This is a genomic window from Mycolicibacterium chlorophenolicum, from assembly GCF_001044235.1.
GTDB classification, from domain to species: Bacteria; Actinomycetota; Actinomycetes; order Mycobacteriales; family Mycobacteriaceae; genus Mycobacterium; species Mycobacterium chlorophenolicum.
The window spans coordinates 64,697-71,528 of record NZ_JYNL01000071.1 but is presented as its reverse complement, the minus strand read 5'-3'; the positions used below and the strand labels follow the sequence as shown (position 1 = coordinate 71,528).

Here is a 6,832-nt window from a genome sequence, read left to right as displayed (position 1 = left end):
GGGTCCAGATCAAGCCGTCACGACGCCACGCCGAAGCCCGGGTGGGTCCCGAATCAGACCGTCACACTGGTCCCGAATCAGACTGTCACCGCCAGCCACGAGCACAGTTAGCACGAGCGTTAGCGGAGGTTGATCTCGCGCCGCAGAAGCGGTCCAGTGGGCACAGGCGGCGTGCGCCGCCCACGAGATCGATCTCTGTATTGCCAGAACGAACGATCTCTGTATCTCTTAAGCGACGCGGACGGAGCATCTGCACATGACGATTGACACGAAGCTCGACGGGCGCACCGCGCTCATCACCGGCGGTAGCAACGGACTTGGATTCGCCGTGGCCCAGGCGCTCAAAGAGCAAGGGGCAGCCGTGGCCATCCTGGCCCGCAACGAGGACCAGCTCAAGACCGCCGAGTCCCAATTGAGCACGATTGGCAGCGGCGATGTGCTCTCGGTCAGCACCGACGTCACCGATGACACGGCCGTGGCCGATGCCCTGCGTAAGGTCCTGGACTGGCGTGGCCGGCTCGACATCGTGGTGAACACCGCCGCCCCGGGGCTGCAGAGCGCGCCCCTGGCCGATACCGAAGAAAGCGTGCTGAGCAACGTGCTCGACGGAAAACTCGTCGGCTATGCGCGGGTCTCCCGGGCGGCGCTGCCCCACATCGAAACCGGCGGTACGGGCCGCATCATCAACATCGCCGGCATGACCGCGCACACCCTGGTCCCTGGCACAGGGGTCTCGGCCATCGCCAACGCCGGTGTCGTCGCGCTGACAAGCTACTTCGCCGCGGAAGCGGCGCCCAAGGGCATCCTGGTCAACGGTATCTCGCCGGGAATGACGCTCACCCAGAGCTGGCGGGGCCGGCACGAGGCCATGGCAAAAGCTCAGGGAAAGACCCCCGACGAAGTGCGTGCGGGCATGGTGGCCGGCCTGGGTATCCGGCTCGGCCGCTGGGCCGAGCCCGCGGAGATCGCGGCGGCAGCGGTGTTCCTGGCCTCGGATTTGGCCAGTTACGTCACCGGCCAGGTGTTGCACGTGGACGGCGGACTCGGCAAGGGCGTCATCTGATGTCGACGCCCAACACCAGTCACATGAACAACAAGGAGGTCGACCAATGACCGATGTCGGTTACATCGGACTCGGCAATATGGGCGCATCGATGGTGCGCCGCCTGTTGGAGCAAGGTCATAGCGTCACGGTGTGGAATCGCAGCGGTCGGCCCGTCGATGAACTATCCAAGCTGGGAGCGGTCCGCGCCGGATCGGTTGCCGAAGCATTCGCAGCTGGGCCGGTGTTCTCGATGCTGGCCGACGACGCCGCAGTGGACGCCGTATTTGACGACGCGACCTTGGCTGCCGCCGGCGCTGGCGCTGTGCACGTCAACATGGCGACCATTTCGGTGGACGCGGCCAAGCGTCAGGCTGAGCGGCACAAGGCAGCAGGAGTGAGCTACGTGGCCTCACCAGTCATGGGACGTCCCGAGATGGCCGCCGCAGGAAAGCTCAATCTGCTGGTGGCCGGTGATGACGCCACCATCACCTCGCTGAGTCCTATCCTCGACGATTTGGGGGGGCGCGTATGGCGGCTTGGGGACACCCCGGAACGGGCCAACCTAACCAAGATCGCCATGAACTACCTCGTCATTCATGCGCTGGTCGCAATGTCTGAAAGCATCGCCCTGGCCGAAAAGCACGGGCTGGCAGGCAAAGACCTGGTCGAACTCTTCTCGCAAACAGTACTGCCGGGCCCGGTCTACACCGGCTACGGTACGGCGATCGCGGGAAAGAAATACGTACCAGCCGGATTCGCCACCGTCCTAGGGCTCAAGGATCTCGGACTGGCCGCCGGCGCCGCGGCAGCCGTCAGCCTCAACCTGCCCACCATCGATGCCATCAAGGACATCTTCACCGCAGCGATCAAGGACGGATACGGCGAACAAGATTGGGCCGCCATCGCCGAGACAGTTCGCAACCCCTAAGCAAGCCACCACGGCGATAAAGGAGACAAACAAATGGCCCTCGTAACTTTGGCCGATCCAAACAACATTGACCCAGCCGATTTGGGGGCATTCCAGACCGCCCAAAAAGCATTCGGCGGTCAAACCCTGCACACCTGGAGTGCAATCCTGAACTGTCCAGGCATGTTCAACGTCTACTTCCCCTTCGTCCGTACCGTAGGCGGTCCAGGCTCAATCGATCAGCGAATCAAGGACCTCACGGCGGTGCGGGTCAGTGTGCTCAACCACTGCCGGTACACGGTCAGCCATCGCTGCGTAGCGGCGAAGAAGGGCGGCGTCACCGAACAGGAGTTGGCCGCCGTCGCTCGGGGCGATTTCTCGTCATTCAGTGACAATGAGCGCCTCGCCCTGGAGCTGGCTGAGGCGATGACAGTCGAGATCCCGCAGATCGGGCGCAAGGTCAGCGATGTCGGCGTCGAGGACGCGTTGCTGGCACGCGCCCGTGAGGCATTCGACTCCCGGCAACTTACAGAGCTCACCATGTCAATCGGGCTGTGGAATGCCCTGACACGATTCCACCGAGTGATGGGGTTCGACTACGACTTGCCGGCACCGCCTGACGAGGTGCTGGCCGCCCTCTGACGCCGAAACCGCGCCCCCCTCACCCGAATTCGGCCCGGCAGGCCCTCGTCAGTCGTGGCGTTGCTCAGAAGTGATCCGTTCATCCTCAATCGGTGGTTCTCCCTGGTGATGCTGTGAACGGCAATGCCGAGCGCGATGCAGAGCCCTCACCGTGGTCACCACGAGAGCGCGAGTTGCTCGCAGTAACTTTGCAGTTGCTGCAGCAACATGGTTACGAGGGGCTGACGGTAGATGCAGTGGCGGCCACCGCGCGAGCCAGCAAGGCCACGGTGTACCGACGGTGGCCGACGAAAGCGGAGCTGGTGCTGGCTGCCTTCATCGAAGGTGTTCGGCAGGTCGCCGTCGCCCCCGAGACCGGCACCCTCCGCGGCGACCTGATGAGGGTGGGAGAGCTAGTCTGCGATCAGGCACACGCGCATGCCAGCACGATTCGGGCCGTGCTTTTCGAGGTGTCGCGCAATCCCGCGCTCAACGAGGTGATGCAGCACCAGTTTGTCGATCAGCGCCGCGTCCTGATCGAGTACATCTTGCAGCAAGCTGTCAACCGCGGCGAGATCGATGCCGCCGCGATCACCGAAGAACTCTGGGACGTGCTGCCCGGCTACCTCATCTTCCGGTCCATGGTTTCGGGAAGAGCCCCCACTCGCCGCACGGTGCAAGCACTGGTCGATGAAGTGGTCATCCCCAGTCTCACCCGACACGGTGGATAGCATCCGTTAACGCGGCAGTCCGCTTGTCATCCAGCGCAGCGGGTCCGAGGCATGCAGGTTCGGTGTTGACGCGGCCCCAACCTTCCCAGGCCGTGACGCCACGTCACCGACACGCTTCTCAGTGGCCTGTTGTCTCGCCGAGGGCGCTGGATCAAACCATGCCTCGATCACTCACCGGACCGAATTGCATTGGTGGACTTGAGTATTAGAACTGCTTTGCATATTCCGGAGAAAGCCACCCCCGAACGTCGTTGGGCCCTGTGTCCTATCGGCGGAGCTGGGTGACGAGCCTGTGTACTTCACCTGACGGCGGCACTCCGAGGTCCCGCATGGTGGCGACGTATCGCTGATACAGCCGAAGAACCGAGTCGTCGCTGCCGGTGGCAAAGGCCAGCGAAATCATGAGCTGCCACGCCTGTTCGCGGTAGGGGTCAATCCGCAATGCCTCTTCCAGCAGATCGCGGGCTTCACGATATCGACTCAGCCCGTAGGCCAACCGCGCGGCATCGATGCGTGCCGCGTTCATCATCTCCTCGATCTCGTTACGCCGAAACAACACCCAATCACTCGTCAGCGGCGCCAAGAACGGGCCGCGGGCAGCCATGGCCAGTGCTCGGGTGATGGTCTGCAATCGGACCTCGCCGTCTTGCCGATTAGCCTCTGCCAGCCGGTCGACAGCGATCTGACCCGTTCCGATCATGAGATCGCCGCTAGCGACGGAGTACACGTCACCCTGCTGGGTCGGAGCGAGGTCGTCCGGAAGGATCTCGCGCGCTCGGTACAAGGCTTGGCGCATGTAACTACGCCCCGCTGCATCGTTGCGGCCGGCGAATAATGCGCCCAATAATTGCTGCCGAGTGGCGGATCGGTCCGGCGCGGCCATGAGATAACTGAGCAGCTCAATTGCCTTCGTTAGCCGCGGATGCACCCGCTGGCCGTCCACGGTCAGCAGCGGATCCCCGAATTCCTCGAGAACAAGTCGCGGTGCGCGCGCGCTCAGCCGCAGTGTGTTCCGGGTGGATAATGCACTGACCAGCTGCTGCCACTCCGAGCTGCGTCCCGGCGCCGTATCGGCGGCGCGCACGGCGACTGCCGGAACATCAGCCAACGCGGTCAGCAGGAGATTATGCGAGCCCTGCTCGTGCGCGGTCACCAGGGCGAGCTCAGCAGTCTTGTCGGACGCATCCTCATAGCCCACGCGCCACTGCGCCTCCGCCAGGTAGACCGCGCCGGTGGTCAGCTCCAGGCGCCGGTTGCCGCGCTGCATGCTCTTAACGCTTTCGGCGAGCTCGCGATAGGCTGCATCGTCGCGGCCTTGCAAGAGATAGGACAGCCCGCTGCACACCTGGCGCCACTCGCGTGTGAAGGCGTAGTCATCCACGCCGTTGGCTTGAGCCTGAGCCAGCACCCGGTCGGCGGCCTCGGTGTCCTTATCCAGGCGCAGCCGTAATTTCGCTTCGGTCAGCAGACTCAGGTTGGCGAACACTCGCGATTGCGTGGGCTTGATCAGCGCCCGGCCCCGCTCCAGAGAGGCCCACGCGTCATCGCCGCGGCCCAGATCGAGCATCAACTCCGCGGCATCAGCAGCGTGCAGCCATACCGGCCGCGAGGACTCTCGGCGCAGCTCATACATCGACGCCGCTTCCTGGAGCCGGCCGCTAGCTCGCAGTGCGGCGACTACCCAGGGGCCACCGATAATGGTGCACCAGGGATCAAAGGAGCCGGGATCATCAAGCCCGTGCAGGCGTCCACACATGTAGGCCAATCGCACCAACAGCCCATCCAGCGGCCCCGACGGAGTCGGCGAGTGCGCCGGAAATGGCGGCGCATCACCGACGGCCAACGACGTCAGGGTGAAGGCAATGTCGCGAGCCCTGCCTTCCGGCAGCCGATCGGCCGTGGCGCGCGCATCAGCGATGCGGCCGGTATGCCACAAACACCAGGTCGCCAGGACGATCGCCTCCTCGAACCCGGGCATCTCGGGTCCCGGCAACCAGTCAAAGCCATGCCGGTCCAGTAACTCGATTCCGCGGCCGACCTCGTCAAGCGCAAACGCCACACGCAGAACCACCGCGCCGATCTCGGGGGTCGGAGTACGGCTCGAAGCCCGTAGCGCATCCAGCCACCGCGCAGCCGGGGCAAAATCCATCCGCGCCACCATCGCGGGCAGCGCCAGCGCCGCCTGACGCCACGCGGCATCGATATCGCCAAGACGCAGCAGTTCGTCGACGGCCTCCTCGCGTTCGCCCTGAGCGAGCAGGGACTCGGCGTGGCGCCGCCGTAACCCCGCCTGGACTTCGACGTCCTCCCCGTCCAGCCGCGAGAGCAAGTATTCACGGAAGATCGGGTGCGGGGTCAGACGGCAACCATCCGAGGACCAGGACATCGGCAGATGGCGGGTACGCAGGATAGCCATCACTCGTGCGGCGTTTGGCTGCCCCAGAGCGCGGGCGCCGTCTGCGGTGACCTCGTCGAGCAGACTGGTATGGATGAGGAATTCCCGCTCTTCGGGCGTTAGTGCGTTGACGATGTTCTCGGTGAGATAAGCCCGCATGGCCTCGGCGTCGCTGCTGTGATCGGAGCTGTCGCAGAAGGGGTCGAACACAACTCCAGTCACCCAGCCGCCGGTCGCCGCTACCGCGCGTGCGGCGTCGACTTCGTCGTGGCCCAGCGCGTGTAGTGCCTGCTGTGCCTCCTCAACACGGAAGGCCAGATCGCTTTCGCCTAGCTCACCGATTCGGGTCCGGTCGCTGGTCTGGCCCTGATCCAGCACGATCGCTGCCCGAGAAATCAAAACAACATTCACTCCAGCGGGCACGTAGCGGGTAAAGGCGGACAACACCGCGCGACAACCTTCATCGTCGAGGACACGCTCGACGTTGTCGCAGACAAGTGTGAGGCGGCTTGCGGCGAGGCTTTCGGCCAGCAATCCGGCCGCCTCGCCGAGTTGAATGCTGCTTTCCAGCGCATCGGTCACCACGCCGGCCGCGGCCGGCACGCTTTGCTCGACAGCGGCCTCAAGATAGACGAGCAATCGCCCTGCGGCCCGCTCGGTACCGTCCAAAGACAGCCAGGAGATGGGCCGGTCGCCCTCGACGAGGGCGTGCGTGACAGCAGTCGTCTTTCCCGCTCCGGCGGTGGCACTCACGACGACGATGGGATAACGATCCAGGAGGTCACGCAGCTGGGCTGTAAGCCGCGTGCGAACGATCGCGTGGCTATCCGGTTCCGGCGCCGCTAGCTTGCGCCGGATGATGGTGCGCCGACGAGTCGTCGGCGCCGCGCGATCGGCGGCATCAGCGACGCGGATCTGATCAGGGTTGACATCAGCCGTCATCGCAGCAGCACCCACATCGTTAAGCGATGCGCAAAACACTCCATCCGGCCGCCTGGACCCGCCGCTGACACCATCGTGTTGTGTCTGCTCACCGTGGGATCGTGCGGCCGCCACCCAGCAGGTTCCCCCGCGAGGCTTACGCGGTTCGCCGACGCGTAAACGGGCCCTATCACCGCGGCGTTCTCCTGTCC

The 6,832-nt window shown here is 64.5% G+C and carries 5 protein-coding genes; 4 read left to right on the top strand and 1 reads right to left on the bottom strand.

Annotated elements, in window-relative coordinates; translation table 11 throughout:
* The first annotated feature begins 256 nt into the window (after positions 1–256).
* The 4 genes from MCHLDSM_RS34580 to MCHLDSM_RS34565 all read left to right on the top strand — a co-directional run bounded on the left by MCHLDSM_RS34580 (position 257) and on the right by MCHLDSM_RS34565 (position 3,304).
* The gene (locus tag MCHLDSM_RS34580) at positions 257–1,063 is read left to right on the top strand and encodes an SDR family NAD(P)-dependent oxidoreductase (RefSeq protein ID WP_048474274.1); all 807 of its coding nucleotides are present in this window, start codon (positions 257–259) and stop codon (positions 1,061–1,063) included.
* 46 nt (positions 1,064–1,109) lie between these two features.
* Entirely contained in the window at positions 1,110–1,973 is an 864-nt protein-coding gene (locus tag MCHLDSM_RS34575; RefSeq protein ID WP_048474273.1) for an NAD(P)-dependent oxidoreductase, read from the top strand.
* A gap of 33 nt (positions 1,974–2,006) precedes the next feature.
* Positions 2,007–2,594 (top strand): carboxymuconolactone decarboxylase family protein, encoded by a 588-nt coding sequence (locus MCHLDSM_RS35275; protein ID WP_060937683.1) that lies wholly within the window; start codon positions 2,007–2,009, stop codon positions 2,592–2,594.
* 113 nt (positions 2,595–2,707) lie between these two features.
* The gene (locus MCHLDSM_RS34565) at positions 2,708–3,304 is read left to right on the top strand and encodes a TetR/AcrR family transcriptional regulator (protein ID WP_048474272.1); all 597 of its coding nucleotides are present in this window, start codon (positions 2,708–2,710) and stop codon (positions 3,302–3,304) included.
* Positions 3,305–3,569: 265 nt separating this feature from the next.
* Here the strand turns inward: MCHLDSM_RS34565 and MCHLDSM_RS34560 are convergent, their stop codons facing one another.
* Complete coding sequence (locus MCHLDSM_RS34560) at positions 3,570–6,641, bottom strand: AfsR/SARP family transcriptional regulator (RefSeq protein WP_082169222.1); 3,072 nt, start codon at positions 6,639–6,641, stop codon at positions 3,570–3,572.
* Between the last annotated feature and the right edge of the window lie 191 nt (positions 6,642–6,832).